Raw genomic sequence first — 21,557 nt, 5'->3', positions numbered from 1 at the left:
CGGTCGTCACGTCAGCGCGTGGTCCAGGCGTCGAGCTGAGTGAAATTGCCTGCGTTCTCCGGTCAGCGGGTCGGTGAACTCCATCTCCGAGGCCAGGAGCTGCAATGGCTCGGTGAAGTCGTCGACGGCTCGGTCGGTGGGACGCGGATAAAGATCGTCGCCGACGATGGGGATCCCCATCGAGTTCATGTGCAGCCGTAGCTGATGGGTACGTCCTGTCGTCGGGTGAAGACGGTAGTGTCCCAGTTCATCACGGTGGGCGACGAGTTCGATGGTGGTGTGCGCGTTGGGCTCGCCGGAGACCTCTCGGGCGGCGAAGTCGTACTTCTCCCTGGCGATGCGGCTCGATACTTCACGCGGAAAGTGCAGTGCCGGATGGTAACCGGCCACCGCCTCGTAGACCTTGCGGACTTTTCGGTCCTGGAACAGAGTCTGGTAAGGGCCGCGTGCGCTCGGATCGATCACGAACAGCACGAGACCTGCAGTGACGCGATCCAATCGGTGCGCCGGAATCAGTTGCGGCAGACCCAATTCCTGGCGCAACCGCACCAATGCTGTCTGCAGAATGTGGCCGCCGCGCGGGATGGTCGGCAGGAAGTGGGGTTTGTCGATCACCAGGATCGTGTCGTCGCGATGGACGATGGGGATGTCGAACGGGACAACGGATTCGACCGGAAGATCGCGGTGGAACCAGACGGCCTCGCCCGGGGCGTACGCGGCGTCGCGGCTGACAGGACCCTGCATGTCGACGACGGCATCGGCGTCGAACATCTCGTCGATGCGGTCCGGTGACATCCGCGCTTCGGTTGCGACGAGAAATTCACGCACGGTCACCCAGCGGCCGTCTTCCGGCATCCGAACCCGGGCTGGATCCAGGCCGTGCCTTTTCGGCAACGGGGGTTGCTGCCGTCGTCTCACCGACCGACGGTACCCAGTTCGCACTTGTGCAGGCAAAACGCAGCCTGAAAGCTGCACAAGTGCGAACTCGTGGGGTTATTCGCAGCCGATGCCGTCGTTGTCGCGGTCGAGGTGCGGGCCGTAACCGTATTCGTCGCGGTAGACGGGGGCGGCGCCTGCGTCGCGTGCCTCGGTGCAATTCTTGTACTGGAACGCGGACTGTGGCCGGGGTGCGGCCTGGGGGGCGGGGGCAGGCGGAGGTGCGGGAGCGACACGCGGCGCGGGAGCCGGCTGTACGAACACGGGGCAGAACTGCGACGAACCGGAGTTGCAGAGGAAGTCTGCGACGGGATCGGCGGATGCGACGGCTGGGCTGACGGCCATCGTGGCAGCGAGGGCGATACCGCCCAGTCCGAGGCGGGCGAGCATGGAGGTCTTGCCGGTCATAGGTGTGGCTCCTGAGCTGAGGGGGGTTTCAATCGTCGGCCAGGGGTGATCAAACGGTCAATCATCTGCGCGAATGAGTTTGGGATCCGACGATCGTGCGTATACGAACGTATGAGCGAAAACGAGCAGGTCAACCAGAACCCCGAGAAGGACCCCGACCAGTGGGTGACCGGTGACGAGCCGATCACCGGGCCGCAGGAAAGCTACTTGAACACGCTGGCGCAGGAAGCGGGCGAGGAAGTGCCGGCTGATCTGACCAAGGCGCAGGCGTCGGAGATGATCGACAAACTGCAGGGCGAGACGGGTCGCGGATAACCATCCCCGACGGGTGAGGACGGCGCGGGCGGAGACCGCGACAATCGGCCGGTGAACGTGCAGGGGCTGCGGCGAGAGTCATGGGGATTCGTCGTCGGCTCGCTGCTGTTCGGGTTGGCCGCGGTGCCTGCGTATGGGCACTGGGTAGGAATCGACGTCGACAACGTCACCTACTTCGTGGGTTCGTTGTTCTTCACCGCGTCGGGTTTCATCGCGTTGAGGCTCAGTGGGCGCCCGGTACCCGGTTCGGAGTCGGAGAAGGTGGAGCACTTCGACTGGTGGGCGGCTGCCGTGCAGTTCGTGGGTACCGTTCTGTTCAACGTGAGCACAGGTGTCGCCCTGGTTGCCGGGTTGACGGCGGCTCAGGCGGACAAGTGGGTGTGGCGTCCCGACGTGTTCGGCTCGGCGGCATTTCTCGTCGCGAGCGCGCTCGCTGTTGTGGCGACCACTGAAACGGACAAATTGTGGGATCCGCATGCGCGTAACTGGCGGAGCACGTGGTTGAACATGGTCGGGTCTATCGCGTTCGGAATTTCGGCGGTGGGGGCGTTCGTCAGACCTGCGACCGGGGATCCGGAGAACGCGTCGATGGCAAATCTTGGAACACTCGCAGGCGCCGTGTGTTTTCTCGCTGCGGCCCTGCTCATGCGGCCTTTGGGACGAGTCCCAAACAACTCGTAGAACTTTTGTACGACCCTCCTTACGACTATTGTGAGCGGAACCACAGCTCGCGGCACGGCTGCCTACCGGTGAGTTACCTTGTGGAACAGATGTTGTTCGTGTTGCGCCGGAGACGGGGCAACGGGGGAGGATGGATCAGTAATGCACCGTCGTGTTCTGGCAGCGCTCGGAACCGGTATCGCCTTGTCGATACTCGGGTCCGGTGTGGTGTCTGCCCAGCCGCTCCCCGGGACCGGTAGCTCCGAGGGGGCCCCGGCACCGTTCTCGCAGACTTCCCCCGCCAAGTCAGCTCGCATCGACAAAGTCGAGATGTTGACCGATCGTCGTGCCGCGGTCTTCGTGGATTCGCCCTCGATGGGCAAGATCGTTCAAGTTCAGGTTCTGCTTCCTGCCGCCCAAGCCGTCTCGCGTCCCACGCTGTACGTGCTCGACGGCGTCAGCGCAGGCAAGGAATCCAACTACGCCGAGAGTACGTGGACGCAGAAGACCGACATCGTCGACTTCTTCGCCAACAAGAACGCCAATGTGGTTCTCCCGGTTGGTGGTTCGAGCAGCTACTACACCGACTGGAACGTTCCGGACCCCATCCTCGGCGTGAACATGTGGGAGACGTTCCTGACGCAGGAGCTCCCGCCGCTGATCGACGCGCGCTTTTCCGGTAACGGCACCAACGCCATCGCCGGTGTCTCGATGGGCGCGCAGGCTGCGATGGACCTCATCACCCGTCATCCGGACCTCTACACCGGCGTCGCAGGGCTGAGCGGGTGCTACGACAACTCGCAGAACAACCTGAAGGACGCCGTTCGCGCGACCGTCGCGATGAACGGCGGCAACGCAACCAACATGTGGGGCGAAAACGCCGACCTGCGCTGGGTCGAGCACGATCCGTCACGTAACGCAGAAGCACTGCGCGGCAAGGACGTCTACATCTCCGTCGGCACCGGGCTGCCCGGTCCCTACGAGCTCGGCCCCGGTGGAAGCGGATTGGAGGTGGCAGCACAGGGCGGTCCGCTCGAAGCTGCCGCGCTGTACTGCACCACTCTGTTCGATACCCGGCTGCGCTCGCTCGACATCGACGCGACCGTCGTCTACCGCCCCTACGGCATCCACCAGTGGGTCTACTGGCAGGACGACCTACGTGAGTCCTGGCCGACGCTCGAGCGGGCCCTGGGCCTCTAGAAAGCCGCGGTCGCCGCGTATTTCAGGAAAGCGTCGTTCTCGTGCGGATCACCGATGGTGATCCGCACGCCGTCGTTTCCGTAGGCACGCAACAGGACTCCGGCCTCGGCCGACCCTTCCGCGAAGGCGCCGGATCGGTCACCCAGCGGCAGGAACACGAAGTTCGCGTCGGAACGAGCGACGTCGTAACCCAATTCGATCAGAGCGTTTCGCACCCGCTCGCGTTCGGCGACCAGAGTGTCGGTGCGCGCCAGAAGCTCGTCCTTGGCCGCCAGTGATGCCAGTGCCGCCTGCTGTGCAACGGAATTGACGGCGAACGCGATGCGCACCTTGCCGAGGGCGGTGATGATCGAGGGATCGCCGACGGCATAGCCCACGCGGAGCCCGGCGAGCCCGTAGGCCTTGGAGAACGTGCGCAGAACCAGCACGTTGCGACGGCCGCGCGCCAATTCGACTCCATCGGTGTATTCGCCTTCGGGGTTCTCGCGGGCGTACTCGAAATACGCCTCGTCGAGCACGACGAGGACGTGCGCGGGCACGGCGTCGAGGAAGTGCTCCAGTTTCGAACGACGGACCACAGTGCCGCTCGGGTTGTTGGGGTTGCAGACGAACACCACGCGGGTGCGGTCGGTGATTGCCGCGAGCATCGCGTCCAGGTCGTGGACGTGGTTCTCGTCGAGCGGTACCTGCACGGGTGTCGCTCCAGCGACGCGGGTGATGATCGGGTACGCCTCGAACGAACGCCACGCGAACACCACTTCGTCGCCCGGTTCGCAGGTGATCTGGACGACCTCCTGGCACAGTGCGACGGAGCCGTTGCCTGCCGCGACGTTCGCCGGTGCGACCTTCAACTGCGAGGCGAGGGCTGCGACCAGTTCGGTGGCCAGGATGTCCGGGTAGCGGTTGACACCCGCTGCGGCTTCGAGGATCTTCGCCTGAACGCTCGGCAGCGGCCCCTGAGTGGTCTCGTTGCTGGCCAGCTTGATCGCCCCGGGGAAGTTGCGGCCGGGTACGTAGGCGGGGATGGCGTCGAGGTCGGTGCGTATGCGAGCAGTCACGGCTCACATTATGCGCTCGGCGTTCATGTGCATTTTCTGTGTGTCCGCCGGTATTGATGCGAGCGCCGCACGAGCGCACTAGTTTGGGTTCATGTCGGGAATCTTCACGGATGTGGCAGTGCTCCGAATCGATGTCGACCCCGGTGTGGTGGAAGCCGACACCGAGCAACCACCTGCGGTGCAGCAGAAAGTCCCCCTCACCGCCATCGAGCCCGAAGGCAGTGTGCGCGGCGGCATCGTCGTCCTGCACGAATCCCGCGAGATCCCGGCGTCGCTGCTGGACCTGTTGCGTGCCCTCGCGCTGGAGGGCTGGTTGGCCGTCGCGCCGGACCTCTTCCACCGCGACGCCGACACCGACGGCGACGAAGTATTCGGTGAGAACCTCTTCGCCGACTTCGACGCCACGTTCGACTGGCTCACCACCAGAGGCGTCTATCCGGACTGCGTCGGCGTCATCGGGTTCGACGACGCCGGGACCGCCGCCCTGATCGTCGCGACCAACCGTCCCATCGGGGCAGCCGTCAGCGTGGCCGCAGCCGGCATTCTCGAGCCGCTGAACGACGACGCCGTCGCGCTGGTCGAAGCCGCCCCGTCGCTTCAGGCGCCGTGGCTGGGCCTGTACGGCGAGAACGACCCCAAGACCCCACCCGAGCACATCGAGAGCCTGCGGGAGGCGGCGACGAAGGCATCCGTGGCAACCAACGTCGTCAGCTACGGCGGCCTCGGTCACCGCGCCGACGCGCCGCCGTCACCCGGCAGCGCCGAGGACGGCGATCCGACGGCGGCTGCCCTCGTCGAGGCGCAGACCCGAATCTTCGACTGGTTCGACTCATTCCTTCGCTGACCAGCCGTTTTGCGTTAACCGCGTAGGCATGTGTAATCTTCTTCCTCGGCGGTCCGAGAGGGCCGGCAGCCTAGGAGGCGTGCCAGAGCGGCCGAATGGGAGTCACTGCTAATGACTTGACCCTTCACCGGGTCCGGAGGTTCAAATCCTCTCGCCTCCGCCACGGTTGGTAGAGTTCTACCGGCCAGCAAGACCAACTGAATAACATGCGCCCGTAGCTCAACGGATAGAGCACTTGACTACGGATCAAGAGGTTAGGGGTTCGAATCCCTTCGGGCGCACAGAAGAGAGCCCCTGATCTGCGAGTTATCGCGGATCAGGGGCTCTCTCTTTGCGCCGGATCTATCCCGAGAGCAGTCCGACCGGCAGTGAAGTGTCGAACGGGTGTAAAGCCTCTTCACCCACAGCTCACACGGGGGCGAGAAGGCCCAACTGTTCGAGATCGCTGAGGTACTTCTCGATCAACGCCCGATCCAGGTGCGGGATGTCGTCGGACTCTTCGCGGACCGCGGCTCGGAAGACGTCGGCGGGGAGATGAGACCCCGCTGCGGGGACGTCCGGGTGTTCGTATGCATGTAGGAGGGGGAGCAGCGATCGCGACCTCTGCGGTTCGGGCAACTCGTCGATGGCAGCGGAGAACTTCGCAAACCACTCGTCGTAATCCTCGATACGCTCGATGCTCCTGCCGGACTCGATCATCCAGTCGACGAACGTGTCGAGCGAGATGCCGTCGTCGTGCGGATTGAGTACGTCGTAGGTGGTGTATCCGTCGACGGTGTCGCCTCCCAGCGTGGTGATCGCGGCGGCACTGAAGTCGGCGGGAAGGCCGTCGTAGTGCGCGCGGGGGCGGCCTGCGTCGTCGAGCGGCGCTCCGGTGTCGCTGCGGTAGAAGCTGTTCGGTGCGATGCCCGTCGCTGCGATCGACAGCACCAGTCGGGTGAACACGTCGGGGACGTTCAACTGTCCGGACCACGTACTGTGCGCGAGGATCATGTCCGATCGGAACACCGTCACGGGAAGTCCGAGATCGTCGAAAGCATTGCGCAGAAGAACCTCACCTGCCCACTTCGAGGTGCCGTAGCCGTTGGCGTACGACTCGTCGACGCTGCGCGAGCTGCTTTCCACCCGAATGTCGCCGTTCTCGACGAATTCGTCGACGCCCGCCGCAACGGCCACGGTGGAAAGGTACGTGACAGGCTTGAGGTGGTGGTGGGTGGCCAGTCGCACTATCTCGGCCGTACCGACAACGTTCGGGCCGAACATGTGCTGGTACGGAAGTGCATGGTTGACCAGAGCGGCGGGGTGCACGATGCGATCGACCCGCGTGGCCAACGAGTTCCATGTGTTCTCGTCGAGTCCGAGCCGGCTTTCACCGATGTCGCCTGCGACGACCTCGAGTGCCGCGTCGGCGAGGGCTCGATACCTGGCGGACAGTTCCGCATCTCCCGAGTCGAACGCTGCATCGAGGCGCGCGCGTGCGTCGGCGGCGTCGCGGCCCCGGACGAGGCAGACGACGGTCCCGCCCACATCGGCCATGCGTTCCAACCATTCCAGCGCCAGGAATCTGCCGAGGTAACCGTTGGCCCCGGTCAGTAGAACCGTGCGCGTCGTCGGGCGAGGCCGGTCGGCGTCCTGCGCGGCTTTCAGTGCGTCGGTGGACAGGAACGCATCGAGGGTCAGATCGGATGCCTTCACCACCGTCGCACCGCGCCCGTGCACCGAATCGAACGTCACCGCATCCGTATCGGAGTCCTGGTGTGCGGAGATGTAGTCGGCGATTCCCCTCAGGTCGGTCGAGGGACCGGTGATCACTCCGACGGGGACCTCGATGTCGAAGATGTCCCTCAGGAGGTTCGAGAAGGTCAAGGCGGACAGAGAATCTCCCCCGAGATCGGCGAAGCGCACGTCGGGACTCACGTCGGTGCCCGCGCAGCCGAGCAGTGCCACCGCCGAATCGCCGACGGTCGCCAGCACAGGCGCGTCGGGTCCGCGGCGTCGCAGGTCGCGAAGTCGACCGGACTGCGATTCCTCCAGCTCGGTGTAGCGCGCTTCCAATGTCGCGCCGTATCGGTCGACGAGTTTGGGACGCAACTGTTTTCCCGCGCCGGACAACAGTCCGTTGTCCTGCGTGAACGACTCGGTCTCCACGATCACCTCGCGCGGTACCTCGTAGGAGTTCAACCCTGCGTCCCGCGCGATCGTCTGAAGCGACGCCAATATGGATCCCGGGTCGTCGACGCCGGGCGCGGGTACCACCACGGCGAGCAAGTAGGACCGTTGACTGTTTCCGTAGACGAAGATCTGGTCGACCAGATCGCTGGTACCGAAGACGGATTCGAGCCGTGCAAGTGCGACGAATTCACCCTGGGCGAGCTTGAGGACGTTCTTGCGTCGGTCCACGTAGGCGAGATGATCGGGAGCGAGTTCAGCCACGACATCGCCTGTGCGGTAGTAGCCCTCGGCGTCGAACATCTTGGCCGTGACCTCGGGACGCTTGTAGTAACCGGGCGTGATGGACTCGGTCTTCAGCAGCAGTTCGCCGCGAGGATGCGGTGTGTCGGTGACGAAGTATCCGAGCTCGGGTACGTCGTCGAGCTTGTAGTCGATGACCGGCGGACGACGGACGACGCCGTCGTGCAACACCATTCCCGCTTCGGTGGATCCGTAGTTGTCCTGGACCTGCGCGTCGAGCAGCTCGGCGACGAAGTCCTTCACCTCGGTGGCGATGGGCGCAGTGCCGACGACAGCGGCGAGCACGCGGCCGCCGAAGGTGTCGCGTCGGAATTCGCCCAGAACGACGTCGCGGACCGTCGCCGGGTCCGCGCCCGCGTCGACTCGGCGATCGATCTCCGCAAGCGCGGTGTGGCGAATCATCTCGCATACCCGGGGGACCAGAAGCGCCAGGGTGGGCCGTGTCAGGGAGAAGTCGTCGAACAGCGTCGACAGGTCGCTCGAGCCCGCGAAGGTGACGGTTCCACCTGCAGCAAGGGTGGAGAACACCAGACCGCGTCCGGCGAGGTGGCTCATCGGCAGGTAGTCCAGGGTGATCACGGGAAATCCTGGACCGGCATCGGAGTCCGATTCCGAGCCCGTGCTGTGCCAGGCGCCCGTCCACGTGCCGGTCACGATGGCCTCGGTGTGGATCGCGCCCTTGGGCGTTCCGGTGCTGCCCGAGGTGTAGATCAGAGTGGCGAGGCGCTCGGGATCGTCGAATTCGACGAGTGGGTACGGCCCTTGTGCTCGGCCTCGCTCGATCACGTCGGCGAGGGTCGAGAGTGAGACGGCGTCGAGCGCACGTGCGGCGGTGAGTCGCTCGCGGTCGGCGTCGACACGGTCGTCGTGGTCCAGAACGATCACGGTGTGTACCGAGGGGCTTTGCTGGGCGATCTCGGTTGCCACCGCCAGGTTTTCGCTGTCCGCTGCGATGACGGCAGGCTCCACCTCGGCGACGATGTCGATCAGTTGCGTGGCGCTCGCACCGGCCTGCAGTGGCACCGCGACGGCGCCGAGTCGCACGGTGGCAAGCTCGACGATCGCGTAGTCCACACTGGCGAAACCGAGAGTCGCGACGAAATCACCTGGCTGAACCGGGTTCTCGTCATGCACGAGGGCGGCAGCCGTTGCGCCTGCACGGTCCCATGTCTCTGCGTAGGTGATCGTGTCGATGGAGGGGAGCAGGGACGCCGCGCCGTCGACGATGGTTCTCGCGCGCCGACCGAGCGCTGGTCGATCGCCGTATCCGATCATGACCTCCTGGACCACTGCGGCCAGATTCGGCTTCAGCGCGAGGGCTGCCGCGGCGACGCCGTGATCGGGTTCGGCCGAGCGGAACTGCTCGTCGGTGCGATGAAGTTCGGCGAAGCGGCGTCGTAATGCGTGGTCGGTGGCGGTTGTGGCAGTACTGGAAGTCATGCGCGAGTTCCCCTCCGTGATCGGCATCGATTTCATTACCTAAGGTAAGGATATGCCCGGAGGGGAATCCGGTAATCGTGATGCTGGTCATAGAGTGGGTGGTCCGCTGGTGGGCGAAGGAAAAACATGCTCAGGTAATTGTCGCGCGCCACACCAGCAGTGTCTCCGTGTGGCAGAGTGACTTACTCTAGGCCCTGCAAGGCCGTCGGGTGGTCGTTCGAAGGGGAGCCTTGTGCGCGAGGATTCGAATGAAGCGGTGCCGGCGCTGCGGGTGATCGTTGTCGGTAGTTCGGCTGGTGGCCTCGAAGCGCTTACCTCGATGCTCGGAGCAGTCGAGGTAGGCCTGGGCTGGTGCGTCGTGGTAGCTCAGCACATGGCACCGACAGAATCCAGCGGGCTAGCTCACCTCCTCGATCGTACGACGGACATGCAGGTCGTCGAAGCTGCGGACGGAGATCGACTCCGCGCGGACACAGTGTTCGTCGCGCCGCCAGGCCACGACATCTCGGTCGATGCTCACCACCTCGCGATCGAAGTCCCCAGCGCGAACACTCGGCCGTGGCCCAGCATCGATCATCTGTTCATCTCGGCAGCACGGGCGTTCGAGGACAGGTCCGTTGCCGTCGTCCTGTCCGGGACCGGGAGCGACGGAGCATCAGGAGTCGAGGCCATCGAGTCAGCCGGCGGTCTTGTCGCGGTTCAGGAGCTCGCAACCGCAGCTTTCGATCCGATGCCGACGGCCTCGTTTGCAACCGGATCGGTGGATATCGAGGCACCGGCGCAAGACATACCTCGGGAACTGAAGCGCTGCCTCGACAGCACCGCGTCGATGCACAACAGTGATTTTCACACCGCCGAGCCGGCCGATGCCGTCGATCTCAGCCCGTCGCATCTCGATGACGTCCTCGAGGCATTGCATGCAGAAACCGGGCTCGACTTCTCGGGATACAAGACCTCCACCCTGGGACGTCAGATAGCCCGTCGACAACGCCTTCTGGACATTGGAAGCGCGACTGCGTATGCCGGTTTTCTACGCGCCAGTCCCGCAGAGGCGACGTCACTGTCGAGGGCGCTTCTCGTGACAGTGACGGCGTTCTTCCGTGACCCGGACATCTGGGACGGTATCCGTGAGCATCTGCACACAGTCGTCGACGCATCAGCCGATCGAATTCGGATCTGGGTGCCCGGCTGTGCAAGTGGGCAAGAGGCCTACACAGTCGCAATGCTTACTGCCGACGTTCTCGGTATCGGGCCAGACGAACTGTCGGGCCGTGTGAAGATCTTCGCCACGGACCTCGACGAGCAAGCACTGACTGTCGCACGAGCGGGGAGATACCCATCGATCGAGGCCGATGAGATTCCTGACCGCTATCGTCGTCAGTGGACGCGCACCGTAGACGGCATGGTGGAAATTGTTCCCGCGCTGCGCGAGTGCATCGTGTTCGCTCGGCACAATGTCGCGTTCGATCCGCCGTTTCCCAATCTCGATCTGATCTCTCTCCGCAACACGCTGATCTACTTTCAGCCGCGACTGCAGGAGCAAGTGCTGCACCTGTGCCAGTTCGCCTTGAACCCAAAGGGGTTGCTTCTGCTCGGCCAGAGTGAACGCGTTCCACGTACGGATGAAGCATTCACCGTCGTCGACCCCGATCGCCGGCTCTATCGGAGGCGACAGCATCCTCGTGTATTCGGCCTTCCGCTTCGCGGCGTCTTTCCGGCCGCCCGTTCGCCGAAACAAACCGAGCAGGTCGATGTTTCGCCCCACGCCTCCGTCGTCGATCGAGAGTTCTACCGTGACATCGTCAAATCTGTTGTTCCGTCTGCGCTGATCGTCGACGACAGGTCGATCCTCATCGAGGTCGTCGGCGATGTCGCGCAGTGGTGCACGATCAGCGAGGGCGTCCACAGTGGCAGCGTCGTAGACCTTCTGAAAGAGCAATACCGCCCGACTGTTCGTGCAATGCTCAGTCAAGTCCAGCACAGTGCACCGAAAACAACGACCCGAACGATACGATCCAACGAAACAACTACTCGGATATCGGTCACCCGGATCGGCTCCTCCCTCACCGATAGCAGTGGCGACGGTGCCATTGTCGCTTTCGAATCCGAACCAGTCCTTCACGGCGAACTTGCTCCGGAAACAGTGGGAGCGGCAGTTCAATTCAGCGACGAACTCGAAACCGTGTACGACGCACTTCAGGCGACAGTCGAGGACCTCAGCACCGCCAACGAAGAGCTGCAAGCCCTCAACGAGGAACTGCAGGCATCGTCGGAGGAACTGCAGGCGTCGTCCGAGGAGGTACAGGCGTCGAACGAAGAACTCGAAGCGACGAACGAAGAGTTGACGACGCTGAACCAAGAACTCACGACGCGTGGAACCGAATTGACTCGTGCGAACATCGACCTGGAGAATATTCAGAGTTCCCTCACCAATGGCCTGATCCTGCTGGACAGAGACCTCCGCGTCACTCGTTTCACCCCACTGGCGGTTCGCCTCTTCTCCCTCATCCCGTCTGACATCGGACGGACTCTCGGTGCGGTCCCGACCGCCATTGCCGTTCCCGGACTGGACGAAGCGTTACAGAGAACGTTGGGCGGGGATTCGATCATCATCGAGCTCGAAAGCGACCAGCGTGACTTGCTGATGCAGACGCAGCCCTACCGCGGAGACAACAGCGAAATCCTCGGCGTGATCGTGGTGGTGATCGACGTCAGTGACATCACAGCCGAGCGGCGGGCACGCGAACGGGCATTGACCAACCTCGAAATAGTCACCGAGTCCATTCGAGAACTTGTCTGGCAACGCGATACGTCCGGAGTGTTGACCCTCCTGACTCGCCGGGTCGAGGAGTTGTACGGTCTGGACCGGTCTCGTGTACTCGCCGACCCTTCGCTTCTTCTGGCCGCAGTGCATCCCGACGACCGCGAACGTGTAGCCGCTGTCTCCGCGTCGACGGACCCGAGCTGGCAGATCCAGTACCGAATCATCCGACCGGACGGCACGATCCGATGGATCGACGAGTCGGCCACCTTCATGCAACCACCCGACGGGTCGCCACCGGTGCGCGTGGGCAGCGCGTTCGACATTTCCGAGCAGCAGAAGCTCGCGGTGCATGTCGACGGCCAAGCCAAGCTCATCGAGTCCCTGTTTCTCAACTCGTCCCTGGGTTTGCTTCTCGTCGACGGTCGGGGGCGGATCGAGCGGGTGAGCCCCGTGATCGAAGCTATGACCGGATACACCGCCGACGCGCTCGCAGGGCGCACCCTGTCCAGTCTCGTTCCGTCGATCCAGTACGAGAACGAGAACCGGGTACCTACGAATCGTGTTCTGGTTCGCGCGGACGGTCACACCATTCCGGCGTCGGTCGAGTTCGTCGACGGCGCCGGGGCGGGCCGATCCGTTGTCGTCGTCCAGGACAGTTCCCGATTGCGTCGTCTGAGTGCAGAATTGGCCGCGCATGAACAGTTCGATCAGCAGACCGGCCTTCTCACGCGCACGTTCTTTCGTTCCCGTGCCACGGATGTGGTCGCTGCGAGCAACGAACCATCGGCGGTTCTGTGGATCGACCTCGACGGATTCAAGGAAGTCAACGACAGGTTGGGTCACCGGAACGGTGATCTGGTTCTCGGCGTCGTCGCACACCGTTTGAAAGGTGCAGTGCGCAAGGACAACCTGATCGGCAGGTTCGGGGGTGACGAGTTCGCAATACTCGTCAGTCGCGCAGACGATCTCGATGCTCTCGACAGCCTGGTTCACCGAATATTGAACGTCGTACGCGAGCCGATCGTCGTCGACGACTCCCACGCCTTCGTGTCGGCGTCCATCGGAATAGCCGTACAACCGACCGACGGCAACACAGCTGACGAGTTGCTCCACAACGCAGACGTCGCGATGTATTCCGCGAAGCAGAACGGCCGCGACCAACACATCTACTTCACTACTGAGATGGACCGCGATGCCGACGCGCGTGCAACTGTGCGCCACCAGCTCTCAGCGGCAGTGAGATCCCGCGACTTCGAGCTGTATTACCAACCGATTCGTTCGATCGCGACGGGCGATACAGCGATGATCGAAGCTCTTGTTCGGTGGAGACGAGACGGCGAGCTGATCAGTGCCAGCGAATTCATCGACATCGCCGCCGACACCGGCCAACTCCGCGCCCTCGGCCATCTCGTACTGGACTGCCTCATCGAGGACGTCGACACACTGCACACACGGTTCGGTGCGGACCATCCACGCGTAGCGGTGAACATGTCAGCCACCGAACTGCGTGAACGCGACCTGATGGACAGACTTCTGGCGTGGCGTCCGGCCGGTGGTTTCGACAAAATCGTCGTCGAAGTCACGGAACAGATCACACTCACGCCCGGTGACCGCGCGTTCGGTGTTCTCACTCTTCTGCAGAGACTGGGCGCAACGATCAGTATCGACGACTTCGGTACCGGTTACTCCAATTTGGAGCTGCTCGGCCAACTGAAACCGGGAATCATCAAAATCGACCGTTCGCTGACCGAACGCGCTGCCGAAGACGCACGTGGAGAACGCATACTCGAAGCGGCGGTGGGGCTCGCACACGCTCTGGAGACCACGGCGGTCATCGAGGGGGTGGGGGACACGAGGTTGTCGGCTGTCGCAGCGGCGTCCGGAGCCGAGCTGGCCCAGGGCTACCACCTCGGACGGCCGATGTCCCTGCCGGACATCATCGATTCGATCTCCGGCCACATGTGACGCGAGGCGATCAGTTCAGCGCAACGAGCTCGTGCAATGTCCTCCCCGTCCGGACTTCGGTTGTACCGTTCCGGGTGACGGTGAGCTCGAAGGTCGAATCGAACCGGAAGTATCCCGGGTGTCCGACGAGTCGATACAGCAGCGGCCGGACGGCTTTGTGGCCGGCCACGGGTACGTCGCTCAGCAGATCGTGTGCATGAACTACCGTGTCGACGGTCAGTATCAGCTTCACCACGCCGGGGATCTCGATCCGAAGCCACTCCGGATAGGCGCGGTTCGCGACGGCGTTGTACTTCATCGGCCCTTCCGAGACCTCTGCTTCACCGGAGCTGAGAATCACCTCGCCCTTGTACGCCAGCATCAGCGGTCGGCTCTCGTGCGCTCCGAGTCGCTCCTTCGTTTTGACCAGTGCGTAGAGCAAGGAGTAGTCGTCGTCGTACAGGCGCCCCCAGTGCCACCGATCGATGACGCTCTTCATGTCGCCTGCGCCCCAATTGTGGTCGGCGTACCCCCGTCCGGTGACGGTCTTCGTCTCTGCTCCGATCGTGATCGACCCCTCGACACGTGCACGGGGAGCAGCGACAACCCAACCGAACACATCGGTTCCACCGAAGAGGGTCTCGCCTTCGCCCGGCATCCAGCTGGGCAGCTCGTTGTGGAACCGCAGATCGAACGTCACGTCCTCTTCGGACAGCGACAGATGATGTATCGGTAGACCGTCCGGTGGGAATTCGGCCCAGGCGTGATTGGGTCCCACTCTCACGTCGCATCGAGCAATGGATGCCGAGGCCTGCTTCTTGGAGTATCGCGTGAAGATCTGACGGCGGGTACCGTCGGGCGCGTAGATCAAGATCTCGACGCTGGGTTTGGCGACCAATGCCGGCTCCTCGGGTCGCCGGAGGTTCAGGAAGCCGATGATGGTGTGTCCGTCGTCGAGGTGCGCGTCGAAGTACCAGTGCTCGAAACCCGTTCGGCTCCCGGGCACCGGATGCGCGCCGTTGTGTCTCGGTTGAACCGTGGTGAGGGCGGCGTCGGCTCTGCCGGGCCCGTTCCAGGTTTCGACGATCTCGGGAGCTGTCATCTGTTCATCTCCGTTTCGTGCGGTGAAGTTCGGCATCAGATGCCGTCGAAGCCGATGTGGACGGTCTTTTCCTCGGTGTCCCCGTCGAGTCCGGATCGGCCCAGTTCGCGTCCGATACCGCTTCCTGCCCGGCCACCCCAGGGCAACGCTGGGTCCGGAACACCCCATCCGTTGACCCACACCGTGCCCACACGAAGCTTCTCGACTACGGAGTGGACGCGAGAGATGTTCTGCGAGTAAACCATCGCGTTGAGGCCGTAACGCGTGTCGTTGGCTATTCGGACGGCTTCCTCGGTGGTGCGGAATCCGATCACCGTGGCGACGGGCCCGAAGATCTCGTCGCGGGCGATGGTGAGTTCGTTGGTACCGCGGAACACGGTGGGTTGTGCGTAGAAACCGACACCACGCTCACGTTTGCCGCCGCAGATCAACTGTGCGCCCTCGGATATGCCGGAATCGATGTACCCGTTTATGCGGTCGAGTTGCTTCGCGTTGACGATGGTCCCCATCGTGGACCGGTCGTCGAAAGGATCTCCGACCACAGCGCTCTCGGCTGCGGCGACGAGTCCGTCGACGACCTGGTCGATGACCGACTCGTGCGCCAGGACTCGCGTCCCAGCGGCACACACCTGTCCCTGGTGGTAGAAGTTCCCCATCGAGATCCAGGGCATCGCAGCCTCCAGATCCGCGTCCTCGAAGATCAGCTGTGGTGCTTTTCCGCCGAGCTCGAGAACGAGTTTTCGGAAGCTCTCGCCCGCAAAGCTCCGAATCGACTGGCCGACAGCGGGACTTCCGGTGAAGGAGACCTTGTCGACGCCGCCATGACCTGCCAGGGCAGCCCCCGCAACCGGACCGAGGCCGGTGACCACGTTGAGCACTCCGTCGGGAATACCGGCTTCGGTGGCGAGCTCGGCCAATCGCAGCGTCGACAGCGACGCGTCCTCGGCGGGCTTGACCACGACGGTGTTTCCCGCGGCGAGGGCGGGGGCGAGCTTCCAGGCTGCGATCAGGGCCGGGTTGTTCCACGGGGTGATCGCCGCGACGACACCGAGAGGTTGACGCACCGTGTAGCCGAATCGTTGCTGCGGGCCGAAGTTCGGCAAGGACATCGCCGAACCGGAGATCTTGTCGGCCCACCCCGCGAAGTGCCGGAACGCTTCGGCCGCGCAGGGAATGTCGCCGCCGGCGGAGTCGCGGTACAGCTTGCCCATCTCGACAGCTTCGAGAGCCGCGAGAGTCTCGGCGTCGGCGTCGATCAGTGCTGCCAACCGGGTGAGGGCCTTTCCTCGTTCTGCGCCGCTGGTGCGGGACCACTCGCCGTGCTCGAACTGTTCGCGTGCCGAGCGGACGGCCGCATCGACGTCGTCCTGGCCGGCCGCGGCGATCTCTGCGACCACCTCACCGGTAGCAGGATCGGTCGAGGTGTACGTCGCACCGTCGGCGGCCCCGACACGGGCTCCACCGATGCGGAGCAGCGGCTCCGGTAGATCGAATTCGGGTCGTGTGATGTCGGCCGTGGTCATCGTGACTCTCCTGTGGCTGCGGAATCCTGCGAATCGAAATGTCGTTGCAAGCCGCTCCACGAGGAGTCGTAGTCCGGCTGACGGTGTTTCGCGTTGTAGGCGAAGTCCGTCGTGATCAACGGGAGTCGTGTCTCGAACATGAACGCCAACGAGTTCTCCAACTTCTGCGGTACCAGATCCGCACTCGACGCGGTGTCGAAGGTCTCGAGATCGGGACCGTGGGCGCCCCACATGTTGTGCAGGCTCGCCCCGCCGGGGACGAACCCTTCCGCCTTGGAATCATGTTGTCCGCGAACAAGCCCCATGAACTCGGTCATGATGTTGCGGTGGAAGTGGGGTGGTCGGAACGAATGCTCGGCAACGTTCCACCGTGGCGGGAAGATGGCGAAGTCGACATTGGCTTGGCCGGGTCGCTCCGATGGAGAGGTGAGTACGGTGAAGATGGACGGGTCGGGATGGTCCCACCCGACGGTGCCCATCGTGTTGAAACGGTTCGTGTCGTACTTGTACGCGCTGTGTGTACCGTGCCACGCCACCACATCCAAGGGCGAGTGATCGTATTCTGCTGCCCAGAGCTGCCCACCGAACTTCTGGATCACCTGCACCTCGTCAGTGCGATCTTCGTAGGCAGCAATGGGATACGAGAAGTCCCGTGCGTGGGCGAGTCCGTTCGACCCGATCGGGCCGAGTTCGGGCAACGCGAAATAGGCGCCGTAGTTCTCGCAGATGTATCCGGCGGCGGAATCATCGTGTAACGACACCCGAAACTTCACCGCACGGGCGATCACGGCGATCTCGCCGGGTACGACGTCCAGGAGTCCGAGTTCGGTGTGCAGCCGGAGGCCACCCGACTGCGGAACCACCAGTAGCTCACCGTCGAGGTCGGCGAAGTACCTGTCGGTCATCGACCTCGTCGCGTGATACATGTGTACCGCGATACCGTTGCGCTCCAGTACATTGCCGTTCGCAGCGATGGTGTGGACACCGTCGAGGAAATCAGCATCGGGCCACGGAGCGTCGAACGGATTCCACCGCAATCGATTGACATCGAGTACCCCGTCGGTGAGCGGAGCCGAACGGAAGAGGCCGTTGTCGATGCGCTCGAATCTCGGATGACGCGCGGACGGGTGGATTCGGTACACCCACGTGCGTCTGTTGATCTCCCGCGGTTCGGTGAACGCCGTACCGGAGAGTTGCTCGGCGTAGAGGCCGTAGGGTGCTCGCTGCGGAGAATTCTGCCCCCAGGGCAAGGCGCCGGGGATCGCCTCGGACTGATGTTCGTTCCCGAATCCCGTGCTGTATTTCAGGGTCTCGGTCATCGTCGCAACGCTCCCTGTGCGTCGAACTCGGCTTCTCGCCCGTCCATCTGGGCGCGGAGCCAACTGCGCCGATGTCGATCGGCGATGTGTTCCATCCGGCGTCCCGCTCTCGGAACAGTCCGCCGGACGAGCTCGAGGACTGTGATGAGGGGGAACCGGGCGATCACGATCAGAATCCACGGAAACGCAGAGGGCATGTCGTACTTCGCACGTGTCGCCGGGCCCATGAACAGCGTGGTGTACGCGCCGTAGATTCCGTAGTTGTATCGAGCGCGCATTCGCGCGAGTCCTTTCTGGTGCGGTCTGGGCGCGAAGCTGGCGGGAAAGGACTCGATGAGTTCCTTGCCGTGCACCCCCGCGTCGTAGCTCCGTGCTGCCGAGACCATGGCCGTCATGCGGAGGGAGTCCGCAATGGTCGTCGGGAAGTTGCGCACATCGACACCGAGGAGATGGCCCATGAACTTCTGGAAGTGCAGCAGTGCGCGAATCTCGGTCGGTGTGGTCTGCAGTCCAACCAGTCGGAGCGCCAACGCAGGCACGGTGCTGCCACCCAGCAACGTCAACATCTGATAACCCTGGCTGATCGGGTATCCCCACTTCTCGGTGTCCCATTCCGGGTGGCCGTCGATGCGGCGTCGGACAGCAACGTGCATCACTCGTACCTTCATCGCGGTGGCGCGGCCGGCCGAGCCGATGCGCAGCAACGCTCCCGGCTCCGAGGTATCGACCCAGAACTGGCACGTTTCCAGAAAGCGCCGCAGGGCGTTGTCGCCCGCGTACCCGCCGGCGAGAGACAGCGGGGTCGCGACGGCGGCCTCGGTGTACATCTCCAGAGTGATTCCGCCTGCGACGGCGAACAACATCGTTCCCCAGCGGCGCCAGATGGCGGCGCCCTGTTCGACGAGCTCGGGCCGCACCCAGTCCGGCAGCGTCTCGAACTCGTCGAAGAGCACCCGCATGCTGGCCGGCACGTCGTCGAGCGCGTCGATACCTTCCGTCAGGGCGCGTTCGAGTAGTGCTCGGCCACCCTTCGGATCGGCTGCGAACACGTCGTCGACGAAGTTCTCGGCGACCGTGTCTCCGCGAAACAGGCTGTCGCAGAACTCGGCGGCAACATCGTCACTCGGAAAGATCGACGTGCCGAACACGTGCCTCGCGGCCGACTCGAGTCGAGCGATTCGAGGGTTGCGGCGATGTTCCCAATACGTGAAGGCGGTCGGGACTCGCATCGAGTTCTGGGTGAGCGTCATACGTTCTTCTCCATCCAGGCGCCGCACTCGCCGGTGACGGTGCCGATTCCGTGCGGCTGATCGACGAGATAGTGATTGAGTTCGGGCAGTTCGACCAAGGTGGAATCAGGACTGACATCGTGCATCGCTCGGGCGTCGTCGGCGAAGGCAGCTTGGTCGCCGAGCAGCGAGACGATGAGGGTCGGTGCGTGGATCCTCGGTAGATTCTTCAGCGCGTCCGCCCCGGTGTGATCCGAACTCCATGTGCTGAGCCAACTCCGCACCGACACGAATCGGGCGAGCCCGCCTGCGGCGGTGTTGGCACGTTGCGGATCTCCGTACATGCTTCCCAGCTCTCTGTCGCTGGGATCGAGCGTGAGGTCGACGAACCGAGGGTCGGCGACGGTGCGGTGCACCACGAACGCGTGATCCGAAGCGCCTCGTGCGGACAGTGTGTCGAGCTCACGAATCGCCCAGTCGTCGATCCTTCTGATGCGGTCGAGCTGAGCCGCGCGATACTGCTCGACCCAGTCCCGATTCAGGGGGACGGTGCGAGAAGGGTCGTACAGGTCGAGTGCGGGGTCGGTGGAGAACGGATCCGATTCGTCGGTGACCGAGGCGTCGATCCAGTGCCTGAGGACCCTCGCACGTCCGGAATGGGCCCCGACGAGCATCAGTCCATCGGCCGGGACGAGAGGGGGACCGTCGACCTCGACGGTCTGCGTCTCCGCTTGCTCTTGGTAGTAGGTGGACAGCGAACCACCGCCGCTGAAGCCGAGAAGGATCACCTTGTCGAATCCGAGTTCGTCCTTCATCCACCGGACTCCGGATCCGAGGTCGGCGATGGCGCGTTCCATCAGTAGTGCCGGCTCGTTGGAGGTGTATCGCGTGTTGAGTCCCATGATGGGCATGCCGGCCTCGGCGAAGCCACGGAGAAGAAAGTGTGACAGGAAGTCCGAGGTGGGATGTGCGAGCAGGATCCCCACGCTGCGATCGTGGCCCTGCGGCGCAACGAAATTGGCATGCAGGGTGGGGTAATGCCGCGATAGACCCGAGTGCATCTCCACTCGGCCGTCCCGAGCTGGTTCGTACTGAATTCTCTGGAAATTGTCGACGATCACGTCTGGGTCCGCCTCCTAGGACGAATGCGATCCGAGTCACAGAAACGTACCATACTTCGAGGTATGGACAAGGGTGGTTTTTCTCGCGCATTCGGCTGCGGAGTCTCCATACTGTGTAGTACGGTCGGATTTCTGCGGACCGGAAAGGTGACGATGTGAGTCAGCGAGAAACAGTGCTGGACAGTGCATCCGAGGAGAATGAGGACACTCCGGAGCGGGAACCGAGCGAGCTCGAATCTGCCTCGTCGAAGCCCGCGAGGCAGGTGCGTCGTGGGGCGGTGGGGGCTGCGGTGCTCGCCGTGGTGGCGCTCGGCGCAACGGCTGGAGTGCTGCTTCACCAGCATCGCGCGTTCGAGTCCGCGCACGACCTCGAGCAGCGCTATCTGCAGGCCGCACGACAGAGTGTGCTCGACTTGACGACCATCTCGGCCGCCACTGTCGACGACGATGTCGCGCGGGTGCTCGACCGGTCGACAGGAACGTTTCGTGACCAGTTCGCCGAACGCTCGGACGATTTCGTCTCGGTGGTGGAGCAGGCCGATGTTCGGGCGACGGGATCGATCACCGAAGCGGGTATCGAGAACTCCGACGACAGTGCCGCGAGTGTCCTCGTGGCGGCGACCTCCAGCGTCACCAATTCTTCCGGGGCGCAGGAGGAACCGCGAGTATGGCGGCTTCGAATCACGCTCGACAACGAGGACGGGACGATTCTGGTCTCCGATGTGGAGTTCGTGCCATGATCGGTCGTCGAGCATTCGCAGTGGGCCTGTCGCTGGTACTCGTCGGTGCGGGGGCGTCGACCGCCTCCCTGTACGCGCAGACCCGTACGGACGAGCAACTGTCCCAGTCACGCTCGGCGATCGGTGACGCGGCCGACGACGGTGCCGTCGCCGTGCTGTCCTACAGGGCGGATTCGGTGGACGCCGATATCGAGCATGCAGCGTCGTTCCTCACCGGAGATTTCCTGAGCTATTACAGTGCGTTCGGTGCAGAATCGATCGCTCCTGCGGCCAAGGAACGCGGAATCATCTCCAGCGCAACGGTCTCGGCGAGCTCGATCGTGTCCTCGTCGGAGGATTCCGCCGTTGCACTGGTCTTCGTGAACCAGAACATCACCTCGACCGACGCTCCCGATCCGAAGGCGGCGTCGAGCAGCCTTCGGATCGAACTCGATCAGGTCGACGGCCGATGGTTGATCTCGAAGCTGGATCCGATCTGACGG

Annotated in this window: 16 protein-coding genes and 2 tRNA genes; 9 read left to right on the top strand and 9 right to left on the bottom strand. The window is 63.5% G+C overall.

Annotated elements, in window-relative coordinates; all coding sequences use genetic code 11:
- Positions 1-6: 6 nt before the first annotated feature.
- Positions 7-918 (bottom strand): pseudouridine synthase, encoded by a 912-nt coding sequence (locus tag BH95_RS17715; protein ID WP_196249905.1) that lies wholly within the window; start codon positions 916-918, stop codon positions 7-9.
- A gap of 75 nt (positions 919-993) precedes the next feature.
- Positions 994-1,344, bottom strand: coding sequence for an excalibur calcium-binding domain-containing protein (locus BH95_RS17710; protein WP_019667531.1), 351 nt, complete (start codon positions 1,342-1,344; stop codon positions 994-996).
- A 111-nt stretch (positions 1,345-1,455) separates the two neighbouring features.
- Between BH95_RS17710 and BH95_RS17705 the strand changes: the two genes are divergently transcribed.
- The 3 genes from BH95_RS17705 to BH95_RS17695 all read left to right on the top strand — a co-directional run bounded on the left by BH95_RS17705 (position 1,456) and on the right by BH95_RS17695 (position 3,519).
- Positions 1,456-1,659, top strand: coding sequence for a DUF3072 domain-containing protein (locus tag BH95_RS17705; RefSeq protein ID WP_033189325.1), 204 nt, complete (start codon positions 1,456-1,458; stop codon positions 1,657-1,659).
- 51 nt (positions 1,660-1,710) lie between these two features.
- On the top strand, positions 1,711-2,340 hold the full coding sequence (locus BH95_RS17700; RefSeq protein WP_019667533.1) for a YrhK family protein: 630 nt from the start codon (positions 1,711-1,713) through the stop codon (positions 2,338-2,340).
- A gap of 141 nt (positions 2,341-2,481) precedes the next feature.
- Positions 2,482-3,519 (top strand): alpha/beta hydrolase, encoded by a 1,038-nt coding sequence (locus tag BH95_RS17695; RefSeq protein WP_019667534.1) that lies wholly within the window; start codon positions 2,482-2,484, stop codon positions 3,517-3,519.
- On the opposite strand, the gene hisC is transcribed toward BH95_RS17695, so the two are convergent.
- Positions 3,516-4,577, bottom strand: coding sequence for a histidinol-phosphate transaminase (gene hisC, locus BH95_RS17690; protein ID WP_037160440.1), 1,062 nt, complete (start codon positions 4,575-4,577; stop codon positions 3,516-3,518). The genes BH95_RS17695 and hisC overlap by 4 nt on opposite strands.
- A gap of 91 nt (positions 4,578-4,668) precedes the next feature.
- Between hisC and BH95_RS17685 the strand changes: the two genes are divergently transcribed.
- From BH95_RS17685 to BH95_RS17675, 3 genes are all read left to right on the top strand, one after another.
- Positions 4,669-5,421: a dienelactone hydrolase family protein gene (locus tag BH95_RS17685; protein WP_019667536.1), complete on the top strand. Its 753-nt coding sequence runs from the start codon at positions 4,669-4,671 to the stop codon at positions 5,419-5,421.
- Positions 5,422-5,494: 73 nt separating this feature from the next.
- Positions 5,495-5,584 (top strand) — tRNA-Ser (locus tag BH95_RS17680).
- Positions 5,585-5,629: 45 nt separating this feature from the next.
- A tRNA-Arg gene (locus BH95_RS17675) sits at positions 5,630-5,702 on the top strand.
- Positions 5,703-5,829: 127 nt separating this feature from the next.
- On the opposite strand, the gene car is transcribed toward BH95_RS17675, so the two are convergent.
- On the bottom strand, positions 5,830-9,369 hold the full coding sequence (gene car / locus BH95_RS17670; RefSeq protein ID WP_037183333.1) for a carboxylic acid reductase: 3,540 nt from the start codon (positions 9,367-9,369) through the stop codon (positions 5,830-5,832).
- A gap of 196 nt (positions 9,370-9,565) precedes the next feature.
- Between car and BH95_RS17665 the strand changes: the two genes are divergently transcribed.
- Entirely contained in the window at positions 9,566-14,062 is a 4,497-nt protein-coding gene (locus BH95_RS17665) for a chemotaxis protein CheB (protein ID WP_037183331.1), read from the top strand.
- Positions 14,063-14,072: 10 nt separating this feature from the next.
- Here the strand turns inward: BH95_RS17665 and BH95_RS17660 are convergent, their stop codons facing one another.
- From BH95_RS17660 to BH95_RS17640, 5 genes are read right to left on the bottom strand one after another with little or no spacing between them, the layout of a single operon-like run.
- Entirely contained in the window at positions 14,073-15,143 is a 1,071-nt protein-coding gene (locus tag BH95_RS17660; protein WP_230620982.1) for a lipocalin-like domain-containing protein, read from the bottom strand.
- Positions 15,144-15,178: 35 nt separating this feature from the next.
- Entirely contained in the window at positions 15,179-16,666 is a 1,488-nt protein-coding gene (locus BH95_RS17655) for an aldehyde dehydrogenase family protein (protein ID WP_037183330.1), read from the bottom strand.
- Positions 16,663-17,985 (bottom strand): homogentisate 1,2-dioxygenase, encoded by a 1,323-nt coding sequence (gene hmgA, locus BH95_RS17650; protein ID WP_033189274.1) that lies wholly within the window; start codon positions 17,983-17,985, stop codon positions 16,663-16,665. Before hmgA ends, BH95_RS17655 begins: the two co-directional genes overlap by 4 nt.
- Complete coding sequence (locus BH95_RS17645; RefSeq protein WP_020111835.1) at positions 17,982-19,235, bottom strand: oxygenase MpaB family protein; 1,254 nt, start codon at positions 19,233-19,235, stop codon at positions 17,982-17,984. Before BH95_RS17645 ends, hmgA begins: the two co-directional genes overlap by 4 nt.
- On the bottom strand, positions 19,232-20,335 hold the full coding sequence (locus BH95_RS17640; RefSeq protein WP_037183329.1) for an alpha/beta hydrolase: 1,104 nt from the start codon (positions 20,333-20,335) through the stop codon (positions 19,232-19,234). Before BH95_RS17640 ends, BH95_RS17645 begins: the two co-directional genes overlap by 4 nt.
- Positions 20,336-20,490: 155 nt before the next feature.
- Between BH95_RS17640 and BH95_RS17635 the strand changes: the two genes are divergently transcribed.
- On the top strand, positions 20,491-21,075 hold the full coding sequence (locus tag BH95_RS17635; protein WP_244165023.1) for a hypothetical protein: 585 nt from the start codon (positions 20,491-20,493) through the stop codon (positions 21,073-21,075).
- The gene (locus tag BH95_RS17630) at positions 21,072-21,554 is read left to right on the top strand and encodes a hypothetical protein (RefSeq protein WP_019667546.1); all 483 of its coding nucleotides are present in this window, start codon (positions 21,072-21,074) and stop codon (positions 21,552-21,554) included. The genes BH95_RS17635 and BH95_RS17630 overlap by 4 nt, the downstream gene beginning before the upstream one ends.
- Positions 21,555-21,557: the final 3 nt, after the last annotated feature.

It is taken from the genome of Rhodococcoides fascians A44A, from assembly GCF_000760735.1.
Taxonomy (GTDB): domain Bacteria; phylum Actinomycetota; class Actinomycetes; order Mycobacteriales; family Mycobacteriaceae; genus Rhodococcoides; species Rhodococcoides fascians_E.
The sequence above is the reverse complement of the archived record's forward strand: the minus strand, read 5'-3'. Positions and strand labels throughout refer to the sequence as shown.

Bases quoted from the DNA above. Each gene is read 5' to 3' on its own strand.
- BH95_RS17710 (WP_019667531.1), bottom strand. From the start codon at position 1,344: ATGACCGGCAAGACCTCCATGCTCGCCCGCCTCGGACTGGGCGGTATC.
- BH95_RS17705 (WP_033189325.1), top strand. From the start codon at position 1,456: ATGAGCGAAAACGAGCAGGTCAACCAGAACCCCGAGAAGGACCCCGAC.
- BH95_RS17695 (WP_019667534.1), top strand. From the start codon at position 2,482: ATGCACCGTCGTGTTCTGGCAGCGCTCGGAACCGGTATCGCCTTGTCG.
- BH95_RS17685 (WP_019667536.1), top strand. From the start codon at position 4,669: ATGTCGGGAATCTTCACGGATGTGGCAGTGCTCCGAATCGATGTCGAC.
- car (WP_037183333.1), bottom strand. From the start codon at position 9,369: ATGAAATCGATGCCGATCACGGAGGGGAACTCGCGCATGACTTCCAGT.
- BH95_RS17660 (WP_230620982.1), bottom strand. From the start codon at position 15,143: ATGACAGCTCCCGAGATCGTCGAAACCTGGAACGGGCCCGGCAGAGCC.
- BH95_RS17655 (WP_037183330.1), bottom strand. From the start codon at position 16,666: ATGACCACGGCCGACATCACACGACCCGAATTCGATCTACCGGAGCCG.
- hmgA (WP_033189274.1), bottom strand. From the start codon at position 17,985: ATGACCGAGACCCTGAAATACAGCACGGGATTCGGGAACGAACATCAG.
- BH95_RS17645 (WP_020111835.1), bottom strand. From the start codon at position 19,235: ATGACGCTCACCCAGAACTCGATGCGAGTCCCGACCGCCTTCACGTAT.
- BH95_RS17630 (WP_019667546.1), top strand. From the start codon at position 21,072: ATGATCGGTCGTCGAGCATTCGCAGTGGGCCTGTCGCTGGTACTCGTC.